Annotated in this window: 22 protein-coding genes; 6 read left to right on the top strand and 16 right to left on the bottom strand. The window is 47.3% G+C overall.

Annotation, left to right across the window (positions count from 1 at the left end):
- Positions 1-13 precede the first annotated feature (13 nt).
- The 4 genes from ACH97_RS07825 to zapA form a co-directional block, all read right to left on the bottom strand.
- Positions 14-2,371 (bottom strand): endonuclease MutS2, encoded by a 2,358-nt coding sequence (locus tag ACH97_RS07825; RefSeq protein WP_020452503.1) that lies wholly within the window; start codon positions 2,369-2,371, stop codon positions 14-16.
- Positions 2,372-2,387: 16 nt separating this feature from the next.
- Complete coding sequence (gene polX, locus ACH97_RS07830; protein WP_020452504.1) at positions 2,388-4,103, bottom strand: DNA polymerase/3'-5' exonuclease PolX; 1,716 nt, start codon at positions 4,101-4,103, stop codon at positions 2,388-2,390.
- A 143-nt stretch (positions 4,104-4,246) separates the two neighbouring features.
- Entirely contained in the window at positions 4,247-4,783 is a 537-nt protein-coding gene (locus ACH97_RS07835) for a CvpA family protein (RefSeq protein ID WP_023855455.1), read from the bottom strand.
- Positions 4,784-4,791: 8 nt separating this feature from the next.
- The gene (gene zapA, locus ACH97_RS07840) at positions 4,792-5,049 is read right to left on the bottom strand and encodes a cell division protein ZapA (protein ID WP_020452506.1); all 258 of its coding nucleotides are present in this window, start codon (positions 5,047-5,049) and stop codon (positions 4,792-4,794) included.
- A 151-nt stretch (positions 5,050-5,200) separates the two neighbouring features.
- Between zapA and rnhC the strand changes: the two genes are divergently transcribed.
- A complete protein-coding gene (gene rnhC / locus ACH97_RS07845) occupies positions 5,201-6,142 on the top strand; it encodes a ribonuclease HIII (RefSeq protein WP_020452507.1) in 942 nt (313 codons plus the stop codon).
- Positions 6,143-6,679: 537 nt separating this feature from the next.
- On the opposite strand, the gene ACH97_RS07850 is transcribed toward rnhC, so the two are convergent.
- A complete protein-coding gene (locus ACH97_RS07850) occupies positions 6,680-6,907 on the bottom strand; it encodes a hypothetical protein (protein WP_020452508.1) in 228 nt (75 codons plus the stop codon).
- A 499-nt stretch (positions 6,908-7,406) separates the two neighbouring features.
- On the opposite strand from ACH97_RS07850, the gene ACH97_RS07855 reads away from it, so the two are divergent.
- Positions 7,407-8,207 (top strand): zinc-dependent metalloprotease, encoded by an 801-nt coding sequence (locus ACH97_RS07855; RefSeq protein ID WP_020452509.1) that lies wholly within the window; start codon positions 7,407-7,409, stop codon positions 8,205-8,207.
- 287 nt (positions 8,208-8,494) lie between these two features.
- Here the strand turns inward: ACH97_RS07855 and pheT are convergent, their stop codons facing one another.
- The 3 genes from pheT to ACH97_RS07870 all read right to left on the bottom strand — a co-directional run bounded on the left by pheT (position 8,495) and on the right by ACH97_RS07870 (position 13,068).
- Positions 8,495-10,909, bottom strand: coding sequence for a phenylalanine--tRNA ligase subunit beta (gene pheT, locus ACH97_RS07860; protein WP_020452510.1), 2,415 nt, complete (start codon positions 10,907-10,909; stop codon positions 8,495-8,497).
- 15 nt (positions 10,910-10,924) lie between these two features.
- Positions 10,925-11,959, bottom strand: a complete 1,035-nt coding sequence (gene pheS / locus ACH97_RS07865) for a phenylalanine--tRNA ligase subunit alpha (protein WP_003184229.1) — start codon at positions 11,957-11,959, stop codon at positions 10,925-10,927.
- A 362-nt stretch (positions 11,960-12,321) separates the two neighbouring features.
- Positions 12,322-13,068: a TrmH family RNA methyltransferase gene (locus tag ACH97_RS07870; RefSeq protein WP_041817275.1), complete on the bottom strand. Its 747-nt coding sequence runs from the start codon at positions 13,066-13,068 to the stop codon at positions 12,322-12,324.
- 118 nt (positions 13,069-13,186) lie between these two features.
- Between ACH97_RS07870 and sspI the strand changes: the two genes are divergently transcribed.
- Entirely contained in the window at positions 13,187-13,399 is a 213-nt protein-coding gene (gene sspI / locus ACH97_RS07875) for a small acid-soluble spore protein SspI (protein ID WP_023855460.1), read from the top strand.
- A gap of 31 nt (positions 13,400-13,430) precedes the next feature.
- Here the strand turns inward: sspI and cstA are convergent, their stop codons facing one another.
- Positions 13,431-15,227: a carbon starvation protein CstA gene (gene cstA, locus ACH97_RS07880; RefSeq protein ID WP_020452513.1), complete on the bottom strand. Its 1,797-nt coding sequence runs from the start codon at positions 15,225-15,227 to the stop codon at positions 13,431-13,433.
- Between the two features lie 199 nt (positions 15,228-15,426).
- Between cstA and ACH97_RS07885 the strand changes: the two genes are divergently transcribed.
- Genes ACH97_RS07885 through ACH97_RS07895 form a run of 3 tightly spaced genes read left to right on the top strand, consistent with a single transcriptional unit; the run spans position 15,427 to position 17,945 of the window.
- Complete coding sequence (locus ACH97_RS07885; protein ID WP_020452514.1) at positions 15,427-16,020, top strand: TetR/AcrR family transcriptional regulator; 594 nt, start codon at positions 15,427-15,429, stop codon at positions 16,018-16,020.
- Between the two features lie 10 nt (positions 16,021-16,030).
- Positions 16,031-16,510: a PH domain-containing protein gene (locus tag ACH97_RS07890; RefSeq protein WP_020452515.1), complete on the top strand. Its 480-nt coding sequence runs from the start codon at positions 16,031-16,033 to the stop codon at positions 16,508-16,510.
- Positions 16,497-17,945 carry a PH domain-containing protein gene (locus ACH97_RS07895; RefSeq protein ID WP_020452516.1) on the top strand — a complete coding sequence of 483 codons (1,449 nt, stop codon included), beginning with the start codon at positions 16,497-16,499 and terminating at the stop codon, positions 17,943-17,945. Before ACH97_RS07890 ends, ACH97_RS07895 begins: the two co-directional genes overlap by 14 nt.
- A 126-nt stretch (positions 17,946-18,071) precedes the next feature.
- On the opposite strand, the gene ACH97_RS07900 is transcribed toward ACH97_RS07895, so the two are convergent.
- The 7 genes from ACH97_RS07900 to araD all read right to left on the bottom strand — a co-directional run bounded on the left by ACH97_RS07900 (position 18,072) and on the right by araD (position 25,012).
- Positions 18,072-18,350 (bottom strand): hypothetical protein, encoded by a 279-nt coding sequence (locus ACH97_RS07900; RefSeq protein ID WP_020452517.1) that lies wholly within the window; start codon positions 18,348-18,350, stop codon positions 18,072-18,074.
- 91 nt (positions 18,351-18,441) lie between these two features.
- Positions 18,442-19,950, bottom strand: coding sequence for an arabinosylfuranosidase ArfA (arfA, locus tag ACH97_RS07905; protein ID WP_020452518.1), 1,509 nt, complete (start codon positions 19,948-19,950; stop codon positions 18,442-18,444).
- Between the two features lie 35 nt (positions 19,951-19,985).
- Positions 19,986-20,828, bottom strand: a complete 843-nt coding sequence (locus ACH97_RS07910; RefSeq protein WP_020452519.1) for a carbohydrate ABC transporter permease — start codon at positions 20,826-20,828, stop codon at positions 19,986-19,988.
- A complete protein-coding gene (gene araP / locus ACH97_RS07915; protein ID WP_020452520.1) occupies positions 20,828-21,772 on the bottom strand; it encodes an arabinooligosaccharides ABC transporter permease AraP in 945 nt (314 codons plus the stop codon). The genes ACH97_RS07910 and araP overlap by 1 nt, the downstream gene beginning before the upstream one ends.
- Positions 21,773-21,802: 30 nt before the next feature.
- Positions 21,803-23,080, bottom strand: a complete 1,278-nt coding sequence (araN, locus tag ACH97_RS07920) for an arabinooligosaccharides ABC transporter substrate-binding protein AraN (RefSeq protein ID WP_095291053.1) — start codon at positions 23,078-23,080, stop codon at positions 21,803-21,805.
- A gap of 23 nt (positions 23,081-23,103) precedes the next feature.
- Positions 23,104-24,309 carry a sn-glycerol-1-phosphate dehydrogenase gene (locus ACH97_RS07925; RefSeq protein ID WP_020452522.1) on the bottom strand — a complete coding sequence of 402 codons (1,206 nt, stop codon included), beginning with the start codon at positions 24,307-24,309 and terminating at the stop codon, positions 23,104-23,106.
- A gap of 16 nt (positions 24,310-24,325) precedes the next feature.
- Positions 24,326-25,012 carry an L-ribulose-5-phosphate 4-epimerase gene (gene araD / locus ACH97_RS07930; RefSeq protein WP_020452523.1) on the bottom strand — a complete coding sequence of 229 codons (687 nt, stop codon included), beginning with the start codon at positions 25,010-25,012 and terminating at the stop codon, positions 24,326-24,328.
- Positions 25,013-25,021: the final 9 nt, after the last annotated feature.

Genomic DNA, 25,021 nt, shown 5'->3' on the forward strand with positions numbered 1-25,021 from the left:
TAGACTCCCTTTTTTATTTTAATTCGACAATGGTGACGCCTGATCCTCCCTCTCCCGCTTCGCCGAACCGGGAGTTTTTCACATTGCGGTGGGATTTCAAGAGGTCCTGAACGCCTTTTCGGAGGGCGCCGGTTCCTTTTCCGTGGATGATCGAGACTCTTGGATAGCCCGCAAGCACCGCATCATCCAAGTATTTTTCAACCCGGTGAAGCGCATTTTCATACCGCTCCCCTCTAAGGTCGAGTTCGAGCGAGACGTGATAATCTTTTCCTTTGACGGCGGCGATCGTTTTTTGTTTTTCGGGTTCAGGTGCCGATTTCAGGAATTGCAGATCCTTTTCCTTAACCTTCATTTTCAGAATGCCGATTTGAACATTCCATTCGGCCGCACCCGTTTTTTCGAGCAGCGTCCCTTTTTGACCAAAGGTTAAAACCTTGACTTCATCGCCCGGTTTTAATTCGCGCTTGTCCGTTTTTTTCTGAGCCGGCTTTTTCGCTTTTTCAAACGAAGGCACCGCTTCTTCAAGGCGTTTTTTCGCCTCGATCAGCTCATGGTCTTTAAATGCTTTATGGTCTTCCTTGATCATGCGGAGCGACTGGATGATCTCGTCTGCTTCTTTCATCGCTTCTTTGACTTTTTCAGCGGCTTTTTGCTCCGCTTCTTCATAGAGCCTTTCTTTTTTCTCCTGCCATTCGCTGATCTGCTGCTGGAGGTCGCGGTGAAGGGCTTCAGCCTCGGCGCGGATGGCTTCTGTCTCGTTCAGTTCCGCCTCGGCGCGCTTTTTGCTGTCTTCCAGCGATGCGATCATCGTATCAACTTCATTATGCTCGGCCGTCATCTCCGCTTTTGCGCGGCCGATCAGGTAATCAGGGAGCCCGAGTCGCTTCGAAATTTCGAACGCATTGCTTCGGCCGGGCACTCCGATTAACAGCTTGTAGGTCGGCGACAGTGTATCGATATCAAATTCGACGCTTGCATTAATGACATTTTCGCGATTGTAGCCGTATGCCTTCAGCTCAGGGTAATGAGTCGTGGCAATGACGCGCGCGCCAGTCTGGCACACCTCGTCAAGGATGCTGATCGCAAGGGCCGCGCCTTCCTGCGGGTCTGTCCCGGCGCCGAGCTCGTCAAAAAGCACAAGGCTGTTTTCCGTCATGTCTTTCAAAATATCGACGATGTTGACCATATGTGACGAGAACGTACTTAAGCTTTGTTCGATTGACTGTTCATCGCCGATATCGGCAAATACTTGATCAAATATGGCGGTTTCTGATCCTTCTTCCGCCGGTACGTGCAATCCCGACTGCGCCATAATGGTCAAAAGCCCGAGCGTTTTAAGCGTCACCGTTTTACCGCCCGTGTTCGGGCCCGTGATGACAATTGTCGTATACTCTCCGCCGAGCTCAATATCATTCGGAACGACTTCATCCAGGGGCAAAAGCGGGTGGCGGGCTTGAATCAGGCGGACATAGCCGTCAGCATTGACAGCCGGTTTAACCGCTTTTGTCGCTTTGGCGTATTTTGCTTTTGCAAAAATAAAGTCCAGCGTCTGAAGCACTTTGACATCGTGAAAGAGTTCATTTGTGTGCTCTGCCGTCTTTTCTGTCAGGACGCGCAAAATCCGTTCAATCTCCTGTTTTTCGTTTACTTTCGCCTGGCGAAGCGCATTGTTCATATCGACAATCGCCTGAGGCTCGATAAACAATGTCGCGCCGGAAGACGACTGATCGTGCACGATTCCTCCGTAGCTTGATCTGTACTCCTGTTTGACAGGGATAACGAAGCGGTCGTTACGAATTGTGATGATCGTATCCGACAGCATTTTTTGCGCAGATGAAGAACGCAACATTGATTCCAGCCGGTCCCTGATTCTTGATTCAAGCGCCCGCAGTTGCGTCCTGATTCCCCTTAACGTCTCAGATGCATGGTCTAGCACTTCTCCATGATCATCGATGCACGAATTGATGTCTCTTTCCAATTCGGAAAGCGGAATGAGCTTTTCTGCATATTGGTGAAGACAAGGAATCTCAACCCCGTCTTCGAACAGGCCTTCGAGAAAATGCTTCATCTGTTTTGCTGCGTATAGCAGACCCGATATTTCGGTCAATTCCGCCGGGCTTAAAATGCTGCCGATTTCCGCCCTTCTTAACGCTTTTCTAATGTCGGTAAGGCCTCCGAAAGGGGCGTTTCCTTTTAAACGCAGGACGGTTCCTGCTTCATCGACTTCTTCCTGCAGCTTTTTGACTTCTTCGAGCGAACGGGAAGGTTTGAGTTCCAAAAGCATTTCCTTCCCTAAAGAAGATGCCGCATGCTCTGTGAGCTGTTCTTTTACTTTATGAAATTCAAGTGCTGATAGCGCTTTTTGCTGCAACGTCCATTAAACCTCCTTAAGATCGATGGCGCGACAAAAATGCCTGGACTTCTTCAAAGGAGCGGGTATTTAATACATTGGCCTTTGGCGTCCATCCTTTTCTCGCTGCCGTAACGCCCGTTTTCATATCGTCAAGCATCGCTGTGTTGTGGGCATCCGTATTAATAACGAGTGTCACTCCGGCAGCATTCGCTTTCATCAAGTGTTCCATCCTGAGATCGAGCCGCGCTGGATTTGCGTTCAGTTCCAAGGCTGTATTCGTTTTCTTCGCAAGCTCGATCAGCTGGTCAATATCGACTTCATAACCCGCCCTTCTTCCGATCAGACGGCCGGTCGGATGAGCGATAATGTCAACGTGCTGATTCATCAGTGCGGTTTCAAGCCGCTTCATGATGACATGCTGCGGCTGTGAAAAGCTTGAATGGATCGAAGCAATGACAAGGTCCATTTCCGCCAGCAGCTCATCGTCATAATCTAGCGTTCCGTCAGGCAGGATGTCCATTTCCACGCCTTTAAAAATATGAAAATCGGTCAATTCCTTATTCAGTTCATCAATTTCCTTCGCCTGCATGCGCAGGCGCTCAGGCGTCAAACCGCCTGCCACTTTTAAATACTGGGAATGGTCTGTGATCGCCATATAGCGGTACCCTTTTGCCATGCAGGCTTCCGCCATTTCCCTGATCGAAAAAGCACCGTCGCTCCAAGCCGAGTGCATATGAAGGTCTCCTTGAATATCCTCGGCGGAAACGAGTCCGATGTCATCGCGGTAGTCCTCAACTTCTCTTCCTGTCTCCCGCAGTTCGGGCGGAATAAACGGAAGCCCGAAATGGGCGAAAAACTCTTGTTCGCTTGAGAAGGTTTTAATTTCTCCAGTTTCAACGGTTTCGACGCCGTATTCACTGATTCTTTCGCCTTTTTCTTTGGCAAGCTGGCGCATTTTGATATTGTGGTCTTTTGATCCGGTAAAATGATGGAGCGTCGTTGGGAACTGTTCCTCCGTCACCAGCCGGAAATCCGCACTGATTTCGTATTCAAAGGCAAATGTGAGAGACACTTTCGTATCTCCTGCGGCAATGACCTCCTTGATGTTCGAAAGCTTCAGGAGTCCTTCCCGGACAAGTTCCGGATCAGTGACAGCCATAATGTAATCGAGGTCTTTCACCGTTTCTTTGGCACGGCGCAGGCTTCCGGCCCGCGAAAACTTGATGAGGCCCTGGAGCCCTTCAAGTTGTTCTTCGATGATGTCAGCGACAGCCAAAGCGACCGCGATCGGGTACCGTTCAGGGCGTTTCCCCGCTTCACCTAAAGCCTGCAGGATTTTTTCTTCCGTTTTTTTGCCGAATCCGGCAAGCCCCTGAACCTTTTGCTGTTCGCATGCCTCTTTTAAAGACGCCGCATCACAGACACCGAGCTCCTGATACAGCTTGGCGATTTTTTTGCCGCCGAGGCCCGGCAGCTTCAAAAGCGGGACAAGTCCTTCCGGAACCTCTTCCTTTAATCGTTCCAGCGTACCGGACGCTCCCGTGTCCATATATTCCTTGATGACGGCATACGTGCCTTTGCCGATCCCGGACAGGGACATCATATCATCGATTTCCGAGAGGCTCCGGTCGTCTTGTTCAAGAGCTGCCGCAGCCTTTCTGAAAGCGGAGATCTTAAATGGGTTATCCCCTTTTAGTTCCATATATATCGCAATCGTTTCAAGCAATTTGATGATATCTTTTTTATGCATGCTGTTCACCTCTTGTTTCCCCTCGTTCATCCTGCTTCAATCATACAAATTTTTGGCTGATCCTACAACAAACAGGCCTATTCGACAGTTTTCGGGGTTCTCAAGAGCCCCGAAAAAAAACTTCCCTACAAACAGAGAAGTTTTTACAAAGATCCGTACTGATGCAGCAGATTGTTTAACATGTTTGATAAAAACGGTGTTTTATGAATGATCAAGTCAGCCATCACCGAACCGGCCATCATGTTTTGCAGAACATCGATCGGCAGAAGCGTTCCGATGAACAGAACGACAAACACGAACAGATAGATTTCCGCAAAACCGAGCACGGCTCCAAGTACTTGGTTGATCTGTTTGAGAACCGGTATGCTTGCAACGGCATCCAGAAACGATGCGGCAATTCTCAAAAGGATAATCGTCAGGAAAAAGAGAATCAAAAACGCAATCATATTGTAATAAGCGCCTTCAAGGCTTCCGTTTACAAACGCCAGCGCAGACTGGCCGCCCGTAAAGTCGGGAGACGGAATCCAGCCGAGCTTAGGTGCAAGGTCGCCGTAATAGGTTGCGGCCACAGCGATCGCTGCGATAAACGTAACCAAACGGATAAACTGGCGGATAAACCCTCTTTTGAGTCCAATAAACAAACCGGACAAAAGCAAAATGATAATGATGATATCTAGCATCGTGATGTTCAATCCTTTTCTTTAATTTGTCCTTTTAATCTCTCAAGCTCTTCCTTCAGCTTCAAATAATCGTGAACCACATTTACAGCCGTCAAAACGGCCAGTTTATTTATATCAAGATACGGATTTTTTTCGTTGATTTCTCTCATTTTATCATCCACAATCGAGGCAACGTGCCTCATATGGCTCTTGCTCTCATCGCCGATAATTGTGAATTGCTGACCGTAGATGTCAACTGTTGTTTTCGTTTTTTGACCATCAGACAACGTTTCTCCTCCATTCCAATTATGCGAGAATCCTAGTCTATATCATAACATGTTTAGAGATTGAATGGAAAGACGAGCCCTCCGCTGTTATGATACACTTATAAAAACAATGATTTAGCCTGTTTAAGCAGCTAATAAAGGAGATTAGAACGTGTCACATTCTGTTTTAAAAGTTCCCCCGTCTGTTATTGAACGGATGCAAAGCCACTACGGGCCTCACATGACTTCCCTTTCCGTACAGGGCGCGGTTTTCCAGGCCAAACCACAGGGCTGCACCATTACAGCATACCGGTCGGGGAAGGTGCTGTTCCAAGGAAAAAACGCGGAAAAGGAAGCGGAGCGCTGGACGGCGGATGCTGAAACACCGGCTGCCAAAAAGCCCGCATCCAAAAAAAGCATCCCGTCCGTCTATCAGCCGCCTGAAGGCATCGGTTCCATGTCTGTGATCGGCTCCGATGAAGTCGGGACAGGCGATTATTTCGGTCCGATCACCGTCGCGTGCGTATACGCTGACAAGGTAAAGCTGCCGCTGTTAAAGGAACTCGGTGTTAAAGATTCAAAAAACTTAAAAGATCCGCAAATCGTTCAGATCGCGCGCGACTTAATCAAGACAGTTCCTTACAGCCTGCTCGTCTTGAGAAATGAAAAGTATAATGAAATGCAGGAAAAAGGGATGAGCCAGGGAAAAATGAAGGCCCTTCTCCACAACCAGGCGATCGGCAACCTTCTCAAAAAATTGGACGGAACCCGGCCTGAAGCGATTTTAATTGACCAGTTCGCAGAACCTGCCGTCTATTTTAAACACCTGGCCGGCAAAAACGCCATCAAAGAACGTACATATTTCAGCACAAAAGCGGAAGGCATCCATCTTTCAGTTGCAGCGGCTTCGATCATCGCACGCTATTCATTTTTAATGGAGATGGATAAGCTTTCGAAAGAAGCCGGGATGACGCTCCCGAAAGGAGCGGGTCCGCTCGTCGATGAAGCGGCGGCAAAGCTGATCAAGAAACACGGCGAAGCAGCGCTCGGTCATTTCACGAAACGCCATTTTGCGAACACACAGAAAGCGGTGCGCCTGGCGTCGAAAAACTGAATACACCAAAAAGCGGGAACTCCTGACTATCAGGGTTCCCAGCTGTTTTAGCAGGAAGCTCGAGAGACCAATTCACGGAGTTCCAAGGAGTATTTCCGCTTGTGGCTATATCCCGCATTCATCCCGGCTCTTCGCAATGAAACTTACGAATTCTTTCTTCGATCCATTCACAGTAAATATTTGAAACGGAATCGTGTATTGTCTTGACAGGACGTAATGAACTTCATGCTCTTACCATCATTCATTTTATCTCCTGATTAATATAATGAGATGAGGCTTTTCTTAATCATGATATGTTCTTAGTTATATTAGAATCACGGAAATCTTCCACATATATATGGATGCGCTTATCCTACGGGAAAGGGCCTATGAGCCCGACAAGATTAGGGAGGAAGATGAAGAGGCTGCAAACATTGCGTGCTGAGATTATGGCCTATTGGCATCCCGGCATTATAATCAAGTAAAAAGCAGACCCGTCGGCCTGCTTTTTTATGTATACTGTTCTGCCTCGGATTCTCATTATCGATTGGAATGAATTTAATATCCGGCAGAAGCCATTCCTAATACAACACCAAATAAACCACAAGCGATAGCTGCGATCATCATGATTGTCCCGTGTTGGACTTTCCCATTACTTCTTACTAGATATCCAAAAATAACTCCTCCTGCACCAAATAAAATTGGAAAAAGCAGTAGTGATATACCGGTACATATCCAGCCTAAAATGATAAATGTTTGAGTACTGTTGCTCGGGTTTTTTGTCATAGTACCAATCCTTTCTGAATGGTTATTTTGAACTATTAATGATTTTATACTAAAAAAAAGAAATATGAAATAGTTTTTTCCAGCGGGCCAGAGGAATGTGACTTGGTTAACATTTATTGAGAGAAGAAATTAGGTACAAAATAAGGTTATAGAGGCGGACGGCTTGTCTATTTATGCGAAACAGCCAAGCAGTGCCTTTCTCTTGCTTCTATTCCCGCAGGCAATTCAAAACTCAGCAATCTTAGCTGAATTTCGATCATTTTCGCTAGAGAATATTACGATTTATCAGAATATTAGCAAACAAAAGGCCTATAGTTCTGTTTAAAAATCACTGTCAAATGGCAGATTTCTTGTCTGATTTTAACGAACTTTGTAGTTACATTGAAAGGTTTGTCATAAGAACCTATGTATATTTTCCTCTTTTTGGATAGAAAGAAGGGATTTCTAGTTAACTAGACGAATCTTTAGTCTGTTAAAAACTAAGGAGGAAATTTTTCAAATGAAAAAACGGTCTTTATTCTTTACTTTATTGCTTTCTGCAAGTTTAATACCTGGGGCGGCCGGAGTCGCGGAAACGGGCGGTCATAAGCATACTCATGAAGCAAAAGGGATTTATAAGGAAGCATTGCCTAAACCTAAGGAAGGTTATAAAGATTTAACAGGCAAAGTTCACATTGAAAAAACAACGAAAACAAAAGTGCTGGATGAGAAAGGAAATGAAACGAGTACGATCACATTTAAAAAGAATGTAAACAACGGTAAATTTTCGACTCAGGCAAGCACGGGCAAGCAAAAGATAAGTGTCCTCGCGGTGGCTGATAAGCAGTACCGGCAGAAACACAAAGACTGGAAAACGAGAATCGTCAACATCGTTGAAGAGGCGGACGAAATGTTTAACCGCGACCACGATATTGATTTTGTCGTGGAAGCTGTTGCCCCATGGAGTTCTTCCGGAAGCAATGCCTCTGACATTCTTGACAACCTGGCGGACAAATTCGAAGGACGGCCTTATAAATTCGTAGCCGGCTTTACAGCCAACGACAATTTTGAAGCGGGCGGCATCGCTTTTCAATACCCTGTTAAACCGGACGGTCCTGCTTTCAGCGTCACGTTCGACCTGGGAACGGAAAATACGGCAAAAGCACAAAGACACGAATTTTCCCATAATTTCGGGGTGGAGCATGATCCGCAAGGAAGCGGCATCCGTTGCATTATGAACTACGATTACGCATACACCGTCGATGTCTGGGATGCGGAACACAACAGCCTGATCGAGAAAAATAAAGTTTGGTATCAATAGTTATAAAAAGGCGTCTCCGCATAAAGCGGAGACGCCTCAGATTGTTGACAAAATCCCAAAACGGCTTTTTGTTTTGGGATTTTGTCATCTTTTCAGCGTGATTGAAAACCTTTGCAGTCTAGGAAGGCCGAGCATCGGAGCGGAGCGAATGTTGGAATTCGTGAGCACCGACGCGCAGACCTGACAACGAATGCGAGGGTTTGTCGACACGCTGAAGCGTCTCCGCATAAAGCGGAGACGCCTTTTTTGTACTGCAGCCGGGCAGCCTCAATTGGGCTGGGAACCGGTTATCCTCTCAATACAGCCTGATACGCATCCTCCAGTGCTTTCAGCACTTGGTCGTGGACTTTTGTCACTTCTTCTTCTGTCAATGTCTGTTCAGGATTCAAATATTGCAGGCTGAAGGCGACAGATTTCTTGCCTTCTTCCATGTGCTCGCCTTCGTAGACGTCAAAGACATGGACTTCTTTCAGCCATTTGCCGCCTGCTGTTTTGATGACGTCCTCAAGCTGACCGGCCGCTGTTTCTTTATTCACAACAAGCGCGATATCCCGGGTAACAGAAGGATACTTTGGAATTGGTGTATACGTGATCTCCGGTACATCCAATCGAAGGAGCTCGTGCAGGTCCAGTTCAAACACATACGTGTCGCTCAGATCCAGCTCTTTTTCAACTGACGGATGCAGCTGGCCGATGAAGCCGACTAATGAGCCGTTATGCAAAATATTGGCCGTCCGCCCAGGATGAAGCTCTTTTCTTTCAGATTGAGCGAATTCGATGCCTTCCGTGATGCCGAGCTTTTCCAACAGACCCTCGACGATGCCTTTTACGACGAAGAAATCAACCGGCTTTTTCTCGCCCTGCCAGAGGTTTTTGTGCCACAGGCCTGTCACGGCTCCGGCGACGTGTTCTTTTTCGATCGGTTTCGTATGTTCTTCAGCTTTCAAGAAAACTGAACCGACCTCATAAAAAGCTACAGAATCTGACTGCCGGGCCAGGTTGTATGCGACCGAATCAAGCAGATTAGGAAGCAGACTGTGCCTCAGCACGCTTCTTTCCTCGCTCATCGGCAGCGAAAGGATCGTTTTAAACGATTTTTCCAATGCGTAAGCCGTTGCTTTTTTATCGTTTGTTAATGAGTATGTGATCGCCTGGGAAAGGCCTGCTCCTTCCAGAAAGCGTCTTACTTTTCTGCGCTTGTCCTGATAAGGTGTCAGTCCGCCCGCAAAGCCTGTTACTTCCGGCAGTGTCGACGGAATGTTGTCATATCCATACAGTCTTGCGACCTCTTCGATCAAATCTTCTTCAATCGCAATATCGCCTCTTCTTGACGGAACCGTCACGACCAGTTCCCGTTCAGCGTCTTCAACGGCAAAGCCGAGCCTTTCAAAAATGTTGACCATTTCTTCTTTGCTGATGGACATGCCGAGAACCTTCGTCACTTTATCAACAGAAAGGCGGATGACATTCTCTTTGATATCAAGGTGGTTTTCTTCAACCGTACCTTCTAAGACGGTTCCTCCGGCATACCGACTGATCAAATCTGCCGCGCGTTCTGCAGCGAGGCGCACCCGTGCAGGATCGATGCCTTTTTCAAAGCGGACACTTGATTCGCTGCGAAGACCGAGATCCTTTGATGCTTTGCGAACGGTCTGACCGTTAAAATACGCGGCCTCAAGCAGCACTGTCGCCGTATCTTCGCGGACTTCGGAGTCCGCTCCGCCCATTACGCCTGCGACTGCCTGCGGAAGAGAACCGTTTGTGATGACAAGATGCTCAAGCGTCAATGTTCTTTCTTGTTCATCAAGCGTCGTTATCGTTTCATTTTCGTACGCTTTGCGGATGACGACCTCTTTTGAGCCAAAGCGGTCATAGTCAAACGCGTGCAGCGGCTGACCGTATTCGAGCAGAACAAAGTTCGTAATATCGACGACATTGTTGTGCGGTCTGATGCCGGCATTGATCAGCTTCGTCTGCATCCAAAGCGGCGACGGGCCGATTTTGACGTTTTTAATGATTTTTGCCGCGTACAAAGGATTGGCTTCTGTATCTTCAATTTTGACGGAAATATAGTCCGCCGCTTTTTCGGCGCCTGCCTGATAAGCCGTCTCAGGAAGCTTGACTTCGCGGCCGAGAATCGCAGCCACTTCATAGGCAACGCCGAGCATGTTCATGGCGTCGGCGCGGTTTGGCGTCAGTCCCAGTTCAAGAACCGCATCGTCGAGCGCCAGGCTTTGAAGGGCGTCCGCACCGGTTTCTGCATCGCCCGGGAAGACGAAGATGCCTTCCGCATATTCTTTCGGCACAAGCTTGCCTTGAATGCCAAGCTCCTGCAAAGAGCAGATCATGCCGTTAGACACTTCCCCGCGAAGCTTCGCTTTTTTGATTTTAAAATTGCCGGGCAATACCGCACCAACCGTGGCGACGGCTACTTTTTGCCCTCTGTCCACGTTCGGAGCCCCGCAGATGATCTGGACAGGCTCTTCTTCGCCGATATCGACGAGGCATTTATTCAACTTGTCGGCGTTCGGATGCTGTTCGCGCTCCAGCACATGTCCGATGACAACGCCTTTCATTCCTTCTCCCTTATATTCGATGCCTTCCACTTCAATTCCGCTTCTCGTAATCTTTTCAGCGAGAATCTCGGGAGTCATCCCATCTAAATCCACGTATTCCTGCAGCCATTTATATGAAACAAACATCACGCGTCCTCCTCTTTAAGCCTGTTTAAATTGAGATAAAAATCTGACATCGTTCGTATAGAAATGACGAATGTCGTCAATGCCGTATTTCAGCATCGCGATCCGTTCAACACCCATTCCAAATGCAAATCCCTGATATTGTTTGGAATCGAATCCGGCCATTTCGAGCACGTTCGGATGCACCATTCCAGCGCCGAGAATTTCGATCCAGCCCGTTTGTTTACAAACGGAGCAGCCTTTGCCTCCGCATTTAAAGCAGGAAACATCGACTTCGACAGACGGCTCTGTAAACGGGAAGAAGCTTGGACGCAGTCTGATTTCGCGCTCTTCGCCGAACATCTTTTTCGCGACCGTTTCAAGCGTTCCTTTTAAGTCGCTCATGCTGATATCGCGGTCAACGCAGAGCCCTTCAATCTGCATAAACTGATGGGAGTGTGTCGCATCATCGTTGTCGCGGCGGTATACTTTGCCGGGGCAGATGATTTTGACAGGGCCTTTGCCTTTATGCTTTTCCATCGTGCGCGTCTGGACGGGAGACGTCTGCGTTCTCATCAGCGTATCTTCCGTAATATAAAAGCTGTCTTGCATATCGCGGGCCGGATGCTCTTTCGGAAGGTTGAGCGCTTCGAAGTTATAGTAGTCGGTTTCTACTTCAGGACCCTCTTCCACCGAATATCCCATGCTGATAAACAAGTCTTCGATTTCTTCAATAACGATCGTCAGCGGATGCCTCGCTCCTGTTTTTACAGGGCTTCCCGGAAGCGTCACGTCAATCGTCTGTTCTTTCAGCTTCCTTTTCACCTCTTCTTCCTCTAGGCGGGCATTTTTTTCGGCAATCGCCGCGGCGATTTTTTCTCTTACTTCGTTCGCCAAGGCGCCCATTTTCGGCCTTTCTTCAGCGGACAGCTTTCCCATTCCCCGAAGCACTTCCGTGATCGGTCCCTTTTTTCCCAGGTACGCAACGCGGACATCGTTGACTTCTTTTAATGAACCAGCGGCTTCCACTTTTTCAACCGCTTCTTTCTCAAGCCGTTTCAGCTCTTCCTGCATCTTAAAAACTCCTCCTTTTATGTAGCAACCTGTTATTTTAGGCAATAAAAAAAGCCCCTTTCATAATGAAAGGGACGAATCGTGGCCGTGGTACCACCCTTTTTTAAAACAAAGCAAAAAAGCTTTGCTGCTTACTTCATTGGCATAACGGAATGAATCCGGTTCACCTTTACACATCCCTCGAGAGACGCGGTCCCGGTGACAACTCAAGAGGTGAAGCGTTTTTCCGGCCTGCCATAAAAATGCTTGCAGTCTAAGGCATTTTCTCCCTAAATGGCGACATGTGAAAAAACGGAGCCTCTATCACTGTTTTTAAACATATTACATTCATTATAGTGAATTACATGATCCTGTGCAACCGGTTATCCGTGGAGATGATAAAGAAGGACCGCGGCTGCGGCCGCCACATTCAGCGACTCCGCTTTTCCGTAGATCGGAACGTACAGATTTTGGTCGGTCTGTGCGAGGAGATCCGGATCGACCCCAGATCCTTCGTTTCCGATCAAAAGCGCAAATGACTGCGACGGCTCCGCTTCTCTAAATGGCACGGCATCCTGCAGCGCTGTGCCGTAAACCGGGACGCTTTTTCCCTTTAGCTCTTCAATCAGCTCCGAAAGCTCGCGTTTTAAAATCGGAATGTGAAAATGCGAACCTTGAGCCGATCTGAGCGTTTTGGCATTGTAGGGGTCGACAGTGCCTTGTCCGATCACAACGGCATCGATCCCCGCCGCGTCTGCCGTCCGGATGATCGTCCCTAAATTGCCCGGATCTTGCACAGCATCCGCAAGCAGCAGCTTTTCGTATTGAAAAGGTCCACTTTCAGGCATTCGGCATACAGCGGCGACAGCCTGGGGTGTCTCTGTTTCGGCAATCGCCGAGAAAGCATCGTCGCTCAAAATATAGCGGGCAACAGACTCAGCAAGCGCGGCCGGGAAATCCGCTTCGTCTCGGACCATGATTTCTTTCACAACACCCGGTGTCTTCAGCGCTTCCTCAACGAGATGCTCGCCTTCTATTAAGAAAGTATTGGTTTTTGTCCGCTCTTTTTTCGTATGAAGTTTTTTCCAATCCTTCACTTTTTGATTTTTGGCTGATTCAATTCGTTTCAAATCGTTTTGACTCCTTTGTCTCGCAATAGTCACATTATATCTCATCAATGATACATAATAAACCCGAAAGCGAGGCAGAATATAGAAAATCAGATTTGATGAAATGGAGTGAAAAAAGATGGATTTGAATTTGCGCCATGCCGTTATTGCCAATGTATCAGGAAACTCGCAAGAAGAGCTTGAGCACACGATCGTCGATGCGATCCAAAGCGGTGAAGAAAAAATGCTTCCGGGATTAGGTGTGTTGTTCGAGGTCATCTGGCAGCACGCAACTGAATCGGATAAAACTGAAATGCTTGAGACATTGGAACAAGGATTAAAAACGAAATAAACCGGCGGCCTGAAACGGCCCCGGTTTATTTTCATCCTGGAATAGAAGGCTCCATCCGCAATGCCGGATCGCGCCAAATCTCCGTCCACTTTTTAATGGCAGCCGCCATGATCACCAGCCCCAGCAGCAGCATAATAATTGATAAAATGCCGTTTAAAACGCTGAAACCGGCAGCTTCCGCATTAAAATAAACGTTTTTGATCATCCAGTATCCCGCATAGTTGACCGTTACGTACAAATAAGCGAGCGGAATGAGACATGTCAGCATATAACGCCGTTTGTCCGCTATTTTTAAAATGACCGTCGCGCCGATAATTAAACCGACGGATGCCATCAGCTGGTTGGATACGCCAAACAGCGCCCAAATCGAGCTGATGTCGCCTGAATACAGCAAATACCCCCACATGAAACAGGCAACGGCGCTCGCTGCGACCGAACCCGGAAGCCAGTCCGTTTTTTTCAGCGGTTTGTACACTTCTCCGAAAAAGTCTTGAATCAAATAACGCGCCACCCTTGTACCGGCATCAATCGCCGTTAAAATAAAGACGGCTTCAAACATGATGACAAATTGAAAAAAGTAAGAGGCCAAATGGCTGAAAAACGGAATATCCGTAAAAATATAAGCCATGCCGACGGCAAGGGTAACAGCTCCGCCTGTTCTTCCTTCAAGATCGAGACCGATTTCGCGGCTGAGTTCAGGCAGGTGGACGACATTCATGCCAAGCGTCCGAAAGACTTCAGGCGAACTGTTGATGGCAAAATAATCGCCCGGCTGCAATGCCGTTGCCGCGATCAGCGCCATGATGCCGACAAGACACTCAACGAGCATCGCCCCAAAGCCGACGAATTTCATATCGCTCCACTTATCAAGCATTTTCGGCGTCGTGCCTGAACCGACAAACGCATGGAAGCCGGAAATCGCACCGCAGGCGATCGTAATTGAAATAAACGGCCAAACCGGACCAGGTGATACAGGTCCCCCTCCGCCCGTAAACTCGGTAAACGCCGGAAACGGAATCGCCGGATTGACGACGAACACCCCGGCAATCAAAGCGATAAACACCCCGATCTTCATGAAGCTGCTCAAATAATCGCGCGGCGCAAGCAGCAGCCATACAGGGAGCGCAGCTGCAAAAAATGCATAGACAGGAAGTGCGACAGCAAGCGTTTTCGTATCAAGCGTCAAGGCGTCTCCAAGCGGCGTTTCCGCGATGGACGGTCCGATGAAGACACCGGCCATCAGTAAAATAAATCCGCCGGTTGACGCTAATTTTAAGTTGCCTGTCTTTTTATAAAATAAACCGACCCCCATCGCGATCGGAATTGTAATCGCAACGGCGAACGTCCCCCACGGATTGCGTTCAAGCGCATGAAGCACAACCATCGACAGCCCCGCCATCGTGATCGTAATAATAAACAGCATCGCAAGCCCCGTGCAAAATCCCGCAACAGGCCCGAGCTCTTCTTTCGCCACTTCTGAAAGCGACTTTCCCTTCCTCCGCATGGACGCAAATAAAACGACAATATCATGCACGGCTCCCCCGATCACCGCTCCGATCAAGAGCCACAACAGCCCCGGCAAGTAGCCGAACTGCGCCGCCAAGATCGGCCCGACAAGCGGCCCCGCGGCTGCGATGGCCGCAAAGTGGTGGCCGAAAGACACCCATTTGTTCGTCGGCACATAATCTTTGCCGTCTTTCTGGAGATGGGCAGGAGTCGGCTTGTCATCATCAACCTTCAACACTTTCACCATCATAAATGTTCCGTACAAACGATAGGCGATCGCCAAAATACAGATGGAAGCGATCACAATTGTTATTGCATTCATCCAATTCCTCCCCCCTTTGTTTCTTTTTTAACATATCTCATATTTTTTGTAAGCGCAATCATCTTTTTCCGAAAAAAGACCCGGCCTCCATCTTCGCTTTTTATGACAGCTTCCTTTTGTTATAGACGAGCACCCGGACCTCTCAGTTTGATTTCATATTCTTATTGACACTTTAGCACGATCGTACTAAAATTGAGCCATGAATACGAAATCACAAAAAAGACAACTGCAAATTATTGAAGACGCTATTCAAGTGCTTGTGGAAGAAGGCTATGCGAATGCCTCGATCGGCAATATCGCGAAAAAGGGGGGAATCAGCAAAGGAGTCGTTACGTATCATTTTCCAAATAAAATGCAGCTTATGAAGGCTGTTGTTGAGTATTGCTACGGACTTGCAGCACCTTATATGGAAAAATTCATGGATGGTTCAGACAGTGCGCCGGCGACACTGCGCGCATACATTGAATCAAATCTCAGATTCATGTATGAACACCGGGCTTACGTGACCGCAATCATTGAGGTGGTATCCAACCTACGAACAGAAACCGGCGAGCTATTTTACCAGAATGAAGATGAATCAATATATGAGCCATTAGTTGAAATTTTTAAGTGGGGACAGGAAACAGAAGGGAGTTTCAGGCAGTTTTCCCCGCACATTATGGCCAGAACCGTCCGAAGCGTCATCGATTCTCTTGGGACCAAAATCGCAAATCAAGATATATCAGATAAGGAAGACATGATATCAGAAATTGTCGATACGTTCGATTATGCAACAAGAAAAATAACTAAATAGGGAGGCTATCGTGAACACTGGTGAATTTAAAAAATTGGACGGGAAAATTGTTGCTGTACGGAAGCTTGAAGGTGTGATCACTTTATGTGTGTATGCATCCATGATTCTGGCATTGCTATACTTTACTATCACATTCGGCTGGCCAAAATGGATATTGGCTGTCACATTATGTTTAGCTGTTGCCTCGGTACCGTTTGAACTTTATCTTTTGCCGAAGTGGAAATATCACTTGTGGCGATACCGCCTAAGTGAAGTAAGTATTCAAATCCATAAAGGGATCATTTTCAGACGAAAAGTATTAATTCCTATGGGGAAAGTCCAGCATGTCGAAGCAAAACAAGGTCCTATTTTAAAAAAGTACAATTTATATACAGTGACTTTATCAACGGCAGCCGGCAGCCACGACATTCTGGGATTGGCCGAAGGAACAGCCGATTCGATCCGCAAAGAAATTGAAGCCTATGCGAGGTTAAGCGATGAACAAGTCTGACACATTGATCAAACATCGTCTCCATCCGGTTTCCGTCCTTTACTTTATCGCTACAGCGATCAAAGAATTCTTTTCCTTTATTTGGTTATTTCCACTGCTCGTATTATGTATTCATAAACTAGGCGGTGACATTCCCGCTTTCCTCATCAATATCACTTTAGGCTCATGCCTTATCATGTCGTTTTTCGTGATTGGTGTATTAAAATGGCGATCATTTACCTACCAAATACATGAGAAAGCGATATATGTTGAATCCGGTTTGCTTGTCGTCAAGAAAAGATGGGTGCAGCCGGATCGTATACAATCAATTGATTCTGCGATTCGTGTATATGATCATTTATTTTCCACCCGGACTTTGACAATTGAACTTGCCGGAGGAGAAGAATCCGGCATCACACTCAGCTGCATTTCAAAAGAAGAAGAACAGCGCATTCGGACGGCTTTAAAAGCAGAAACAAAAGACAAGCCGAGCGAACATGCTGAAGACTCCATGTTTCAATTATCTAAAAGTAACCTCATTTTACACAGCCTGCTATCGCCTAAAGTCGGAATTGTGTTTACGCTGTTATTACTGGGATTGCTAAAATATATGGATATATCGAAAGAAGGAGACAGGGACACTTTGTTCACCTCCTTATCCGGCTGGTTCGGCCCCAACTGGATCATGATCACGGTGGTCTTGATGGCTATTCTATCATTCGCGCTTTCGCTATTACTCACATTTGCAAGTGATTTTCAATTCACATTAAGGAAAAATAGCAAAGGAGAAATTGAGATTGAGCAGGGCCTGTTTGAAAAGAAAAAACGAACGATCGGACAAGACCAGATACAGGCCATTCTCATCATTGAGCGTCCGATTCACCGATTCTTGGGGTATGCAGAAATCAAAGCTGTTTTGATTCGCAATCGTTCAAATGAGCAAAGCAGTAAAACCGTCACCCTACTTCCTTTTGTTAAAAAAGAAAAGGCCGAATCCATGCTTGAACCGTTTACCGGTTACCGCAAAGGAGGCCATCTGCACACGCTCACAAAGGAAGCGAAAATTCACTATATGGTTATGCCATTTATAGCCGGCTGTCTTTTTGCCATACCGATATGGCTGTTTGTACCTTCCGACTATCACAATCTGGCTGCAGTTCTGCCGCTCGGATTATTCAGCCTGGGGTGGATAGGGTATCGGATGATTGGCTGGAATCAAAGCAGCCGGTTTTTAACTTTGCAATACGGAATTTTATCCCGGAAAACGGCAATTATGAAACGCGGACGCATTCAATGGGCATCATTGAGCCAAACATTTATGCAAGAGAGAAAAAACTTAGCGTCAATTAAGTTGGCCGTTGCCTCAGGAAAAGAAAATATGAAGTTTTCGATCAGCCACATTCCAATAGAGAGTGCAGCAGATCTTTATCAACATGCCCTTAAAACAAAGGAATAATTTTCAAAACCACCCAAAACCCAGTTGACTAATAGGAATAATAAGAATAAAATAGACACATGCTTCATCTGCTGCCTTTTTTAAGGCGTAATTGGCGGGTATCATCGGATATCCGCCTTTTTTCTGTCAGCATAACGGAACGATAAAAAAATGAACGGCCATGACTAGACAGAAAGCGGCGATCCCTCCGATTCGATTGATGTTTGTTTTGACAAGTGAAGCTGAGAGATGGTGAGACAGCGAAAAAAACAATATGGTGCCGATCAAGATGACGCCCGCCTCTAAAAATGAGTGATTGAGAAACCGGGTCCGATCAAGGACCGCCGTGATAAACAGAAGCCAAAGGTATGCTATAAATGCGTACATCAAAAAGCAATATGCAGCCGAAAAAAACGACTTCATCATATCCCCCCTCCTGTTTTATAGTATTCTCCGACATAAATGCGCACACCTTTTCACACCTAAAAAAACCGGCACAGCGGCCGGATTTTTTAGATCATCTTTTTTTCATTCTGATCACATTCCAGGAAAGTTTCGGAAGGTGAGCCGTCAGCCTGCCGTCACATACTTTGGCGTCTCCGCCGCTGTGCGGAACGACGTTGTTGCGGTCTTTTTCATTCGTCGCTTTATGATCTTCGTGTTCCAGAACGATGTGCTCAGAGACACTGTACCCTTCAAAGCTTCTCATATCGGCTTCCATTTCAAGGCCGGCGTCAGTTGCGCGGTTGACGGCAAAAACAGTTAATTCTTCGGCTTCTTCATTGAAAACAGACACAGACTCCAGGTACGGCACATCCGTAAAGTCTTTCGCATCATACTTCGGAGACGATACCGCCGTCTGCAATACCGTTCCTCTGCCGTAGACGGAAGCGTGCATAAACGGATAGAAAATGGTCTGACGCCACGCTTCTCCGCCTTTGTCTGTCATAATCGGCGCGATGACATTGACAAGCTGAGCCAGACAGGCGATTTTCACGCGGTCGGCATGCTTGAGCATCGTAATCAGCATACAGCCGACGAGAAGCGCATCCTCAAAGTTGTAAATGTCTTCAAGAAGGTGCGGCGCTTTCGCCCAGCGTTCAGCTTCTTTGTCTTTTTCATTCGAGTGATACCAGACATTCCACTCATCATATGAAAGGTGAATCGTTTTCTTGCTTTTCTTTTTCGCTTTCATATAGTCGCAGACTGAGATGACCGTTTTGATGAAGTGATCCATATCCAGCGATCTCGCCAAATAGTTTGGAAGGTCATTGTCACGGTTGCCGTAATACGAGTGAAGCGAGATGTACTCGACGTGTTCGTACGTATGGTCAAGCACGGTCGTTTCCCAGTCGATGAATGTCGGCATTCCGCTTCCCGAACTTCCGCAGGCGACGAGCTCGATCGACGGGTCCGTCCATTTCATCACCTTCGCGGCTTCAGCGGCAAGTCTTCCGTATTCGGCTGCAGTTTTATGGCCGATTTGCCATGGACCGTCCATTTCATTGCCGAGGCACCATGTTTTAATTTTATGCGGTTCCTTATATCCGTGGGATTTTCTCAAGTCGCTGTAGTACGATCCTGACGGATGGTTGCAATATTCTACCAGGTTGCGTGCGGCATCAATTCCTCTCGTTCCGAGGTTGACGGCCATATTCACCTCTGCCCCGACAAGCTTTGCCCAATCCATAAATTCGTTCGTACCGATTAAGTTCGGCTCGGTTGTCGCCCACGCCAAATCAAGTCTTGTCGGCCGCTGTTCGACAGGACCGATCCCGTCCTCCCAGTTATAACCTGAGACAAAATTTCCGCCCGGATACCTGATAAACGGAACCTTCAGTTCACTGACCAATTTAATAACGTCTTTCCGAAAGCCAGATTCGTCAGCTTCAGGATGATCGGGCTCATAAATACCTTCGTAAACGGCTCTGCCGAGATGCTCGATAAAGGATCCGTAAATTCGCTTATCAACCTCTGCCACCTTATATTCCTTGTCAATCGTCATCTTCGCTTTGTGTGCAGTCATGTTAAATCATTCCTTTCAAGATGATATATAGTGGATCAGCCTTTAATTCCGCCCGCCGTCAAACCTGATATAAAGTACTTCTGGAAGAACAGGAAAATGAGAATCACGGGCAGAATCGCCAGCACAGAACCCGAAATCAACATGTCATAATTGTTCCCGTACGGACTGAGCAAAGCGGACAGTCCGATGGGGAGCGTAAACATTTCTTTCGATCGCAAAACGATCAGCGGCCATAAGAAGTTGTTCCAGCTGTTTAAGGATTGAAGAATGATCATCGCTCCAAATGCCGGCTTCATCAAGGGCGCCATAATCCTGAAGTAAATGCCGAACTCTGTGCAGCCGTCCATTCTCGCGGAATCAAGCAAATCTCTCGGCAGGCCGAGCGCATACTGTCTAAAGAAAAACACGGCGACAGGCGAGACGATAAACGGCAGAATCACACCGGCGTATGTGTCGACAATATGAAGAGAAACCGTCATTTTAAATAAAGGCAGCATGAGAATTTCGATCGGCACCATCATGATCAGGAGCACAGCTACAAACAAGAGATTTTTTCCTTTAAAGTCGTAGACGGCAAGCCCGTATCCGACCATTGAAGAAAACAAGAGCGTCAGCACGGTGGATATCACCACGAGAATCAAGCTGTTCGAAAACCATTGAAAATAAATGCTTCCTCCGTTAAACAAGTATGTGTAATTGTCAAGGCTCAGGATTTCAGGGCTCAGCTTTAAATTCAAGCCGAAGCGCAACAATTCCGAAGATGGTTTGAGCGAGCCGAGCACAAGGCAGAAAAGCGGAAACACAAACAAAAAGCTTAGTATCGCAAACAGCAGAAACAGAGCAACTTTCGCAATGTTGAGGCCTCTGGCAGGACGCATTAATAGCCCTCCTTTTTAAAAGATCCAGACAGCTTTAATGAAATGAGGCTGCAGATGAAAATGATGATCAAGAGCACGATGCCGAGCGCCGAGCCGTAGCCCATGTTGTTGTAGGCAAGCCCCTGCTGATAAATGTATCCGACCATCGTCAGGCCGATGTTGCCCGGAGAGTTGTTTTGCCACAGCACATAGCTTTCTTCAAACATCCGGAAGCCGCCGATGATGCTGATCGTCAGCACGTAGACGCTGACGGGCTTTAAAAACGGAAGCGTAATATGGTAAAACTTCTTGAACGTGCCTGCGCCGTCGATTTCGGCAGCTTCATATAATTCTTTCGGAACGTTCTGCAAGCCCGCCAAAAAGTACAGGACATTGATTCCCATCCATCTCCAGGATGCGAGCATCACCATTAAAAACATGCCGGTATGTTCGTTGTTCAGCCAGTTGTACGGCGAAGCTCCAAACTTAGCCAATATCGAATTCGCCAGCGATGTATCCATTTCTCCAAAAATCAGCCTGAAAATAATCCCCGCCACAATGGTTGACGTCAGAGCCGGGATGAATAAAGCCGATTTGAACACGTTTTTAAACTTTACGAGTTTAGAATCTAAAAAGACTGCCAGAATAAGAGGAACAGGTATTAAAATCAGCAATGTCCAAAAGGTGTATTTTACGGTGTTGAATAGTGCGGTATAAAATGTAGGATTGTTTAATGCTTGATAGTTCTCCGTCCCGATGAAGCGGACTTCCCCGGGGAGAATGCTTTGAAAGCTCATGATGACGACGCTGATAAGCGGATAAAGAAAAAATATGCAGAAGGAGAGTACAAAAGGTGCTGTGAAAATGTAGGGTGCGGCTTTTGCTGAATATAATAATCGTCTGATCTTTCTTTTTCTGCTCACCGGCGGAAACGAATGCACTGTATCTGTTTTAACAGTCTTCAAGTTATCGCCTCGCTTTACAGTAATGAAAGACTATTGCCCTTTCACTTCAGCTGCTGCTTTGTCCAATGCTTCTTTCGGTGTTTTGCTCTTCGTTTTGAGCGCTTCGTACAGGACGTTTCTGTTGACGAGATCAGAAGTCTTCGCATAATCCTCAGTAAGGTAAAGCGGATTGATCTCATCCTTTATGTCAAGAAGCACGGAAAAGATGTGTTGTCCGTTTTGAAAGTATTCTGTATATTGATTTGGTTTTTTCAATTCGTCCGAGTCCCACACATCCCATCTGAGCGGATCGAATCCGAGCACGGTCCACAGCTTGATGTTGCCTTCTTTCGATGCTTTGGCAAATTTCAAGAAATCCTTGGCCAGATCGACCTCTTTCGCCTGTTTTGGAATCACGGTGGCCGTTCCGCCCATTCCCGCTGAACGGTCTCCCCCTTCTTCCCATGCCGGCAACGGTCTGATCGCGATTTTCCCTTTCAAGTCAGGCATATAATCCAAAAAACGGCCCATATACCAGATCGGCATTAAGACAGACGCCGCGCCGCCTTGGTTCATAAACCCGTAGTATTCTTCACTGTGATGATTACCTCCGGGCGTTGTGACGGCAATTTTGTCTTTCTCAATTAAAGTCTTTAAAAATTCGAGCGTTTTTACGTTTGTCTCATTGTTTAATGTCAAACGCCCCTGCTCATCAAAGTAACCGGATCCCTGCTGGGAAACCAGCGGCAGAAATGAATTCGGATCGGTCGTTTCAATCGTTGTCATCGGCTTTCCGAGAGCTTTGACGACCTTTTTGCCCGCTTCCCTGTAATCTTCCCATGTTTTGATGTCGTCCGGATCAACGCCTGCTTTATTCATCATTTCCATGTTGTAATACATCACGGTTGTTCCGACATGTGTGTCAAGTCCGTAAAGCTTGCCGTTCTTGCTGTAGAGCGTCAGCCTCGCTTCAACAAACTTGTCGCGGTCGCCATCCACAAGCGGCGTTAAATCTGTAAGAGGAATGTCAGAGCCCTTCAAAAAGTTCGAATAGCGCCCCAGCTCAACATCGGCAATATCTGGAACCCCTTTCCCGGCTAAAAGCGAGATTGATAAATTGTCATGCATCTGTCCATACGGATACACCACTGTATTTAATTTGATTTTTCGCTCGGGATACTTTTTGTTCCATTCTTTCACCATCTCAGCATAAAACTGTTCATGAAGGCCGTTGAATGTCCAAAATGTCAATTCGGTGCCGTCCGCTTGATCAGAGGCTGGACTTGCCTTGCACCCCGATAAAAGCAGACATGCAGCGACCGTGACCATAAATATAGATGAAAGGAACCTTTTCACATTTTAACCCCTTTCACGCCTGGTCCTTTGCCTAAAAGCCCCGGCAAAAGGCCGTATTGATTGATGATTTTCAGTCCTGTATACCGATCTCTGAGCTGATGGGCGTATGCGAGCGCTTCTCTCACCAGCTCTTCTTCAACATCGAGTTCTTTGAAAGATACAGGCCCGCCGATACGCCTCATCCACTCTGCCATTTTCTTACCGTCAGGAAGCTTTTCATAAACGGAGCGAATCGCTTGCTCAGCGTGTTGATCACCCAGGCTTGTACCGATAAGAGATCGGTAAATGTCAGTCAGCATGATGGCGCTGCAGCCGACTTTAGCACCGTGGAGCACTTGCCGCTTATTGTTCTCCAACGCTTTCATTTCAAGGTAGTGGGAAAGATGATGCTCGCCGCCGGAAGCCGGCCTTGAATGGTCGAGAACCAGCATGACAAGACCAGAAAGGATCAGTGATTCCATCAATTTCTTAATCCCATCACGCGTCTTGGCAGCGATGTCATCTTTTCGGTCAAGGCATTGATCAAGCGCTTCCCTCGTGAGCCGGCTGGCGGCCGGGCAATACGGCTCATCGGCAAGCAGGCGGGAAATTTCCCAATCCGCAAGCGACGTCTCCTTGCCGAGCATATCGCCAAAACCTGCGGCTATCATGTTCTGTGGCGCTTGACACAAGAGCTCCAAATCGGCAAAAAGCGCGATCGGCGCTGTCGTTTGAACCGTCTGTTTCTTTCCTTTTAAAATCAGCGGTGCGCCGGCTGAAGTAAAACCGTCAACCGACGGAGCCATAGGAACTGAAATAAACGGGATGCCGCGCTGATAGGCGCAAAACCTGACGATGTCGTGAATCGTGCCCGCTCCGGCTGCAATTAGTACATCCGCATCAATCGGTACACCGATCAATGCACTCACCAATGTTTGCTCATCCGCCGTCACATCGCCCGCTTCATTAGCTTCCAGCAGAACCTGAACTGTTTCAGCCGTTTCTTCAAGAAGAGCCGCAATCCGCTTACCGGCTATCCGTCCGGTCGTTTCATCATAAATGACAGCGGCTTTTTTATAGGAAGCCGATTTCACGAAAGCGGGCAATTCTTGCTCAACAGCTTTGCCGCCGATCGCGATTTTTTCGACTGTAAGCGGATGATGAACGGCTCCGCATTCGCACGCACCCAAAGTGTCTTTCACATAAGAGATCAAATCTTTCATTGACAGCTTCCCTCCTCTATTGGCCGTAATACGCGTCTGCCCCGTGCTTGCGAAAATAGTGCTTATCCTGCAAAGCGCTCTTAATCGGCTCAAGAGACGGATTCAGCATCAGGGAGCGGTACGCCATCTTCGCGACTTCTTCCAAGACGACAGCATTGTGTACGGCCGCCAAGGCGTCTTTCCCCCAGCAAAACGGCCCGTGATTGTTCACGAGAACGCCGGGCATCGCCAGGGGGTCCAGATGCCGGAACGTCTCGGCAATCACTTTTCCTGTATTCAACTCGTATTGACCTCTGATCTCCTCAGGATTCATTTCTCTTGTACACGGAATGTCACCGTGGTAATAGTCGGCATGAGTCGTTCCGAGTGACGGAATATCCTTCCCTGACTGCGCCCAGCTTGTCGCCCACGGAGAATGCGTATGGACGATCCCGCCGATCGACTGAAACTGCCGGTAAAGATAGAGGTGTGTCGGCGTATCGGAAGACGGCTTCAGATCCCCTTCTACAATCTCGCCGTCCATATTCAGAACCACTAAATCTTCGGCTTTCAAATCGCTGTATTTGACACCGCTCGGTTTGATGACGACCAGCTCATTCTCCCGGTCAATACCGCTGACATTTCCCCATGTAAAGGTGACAAGCCGGTATTCTTCAAGTTGCAAATTCGCTTTTAATACTTGTTCTTTCAAAGATTCCAGCACAGTTTTCTC

It is taken from the genome of Bacillus paralicheniformis (genome assembly GCF_001042485.2).
Lineage (GTDB): Bacteria > Bacillota > Bacilli > Bacillales > Bacillaceae > Bacillus > Bacillus paralicheniformis.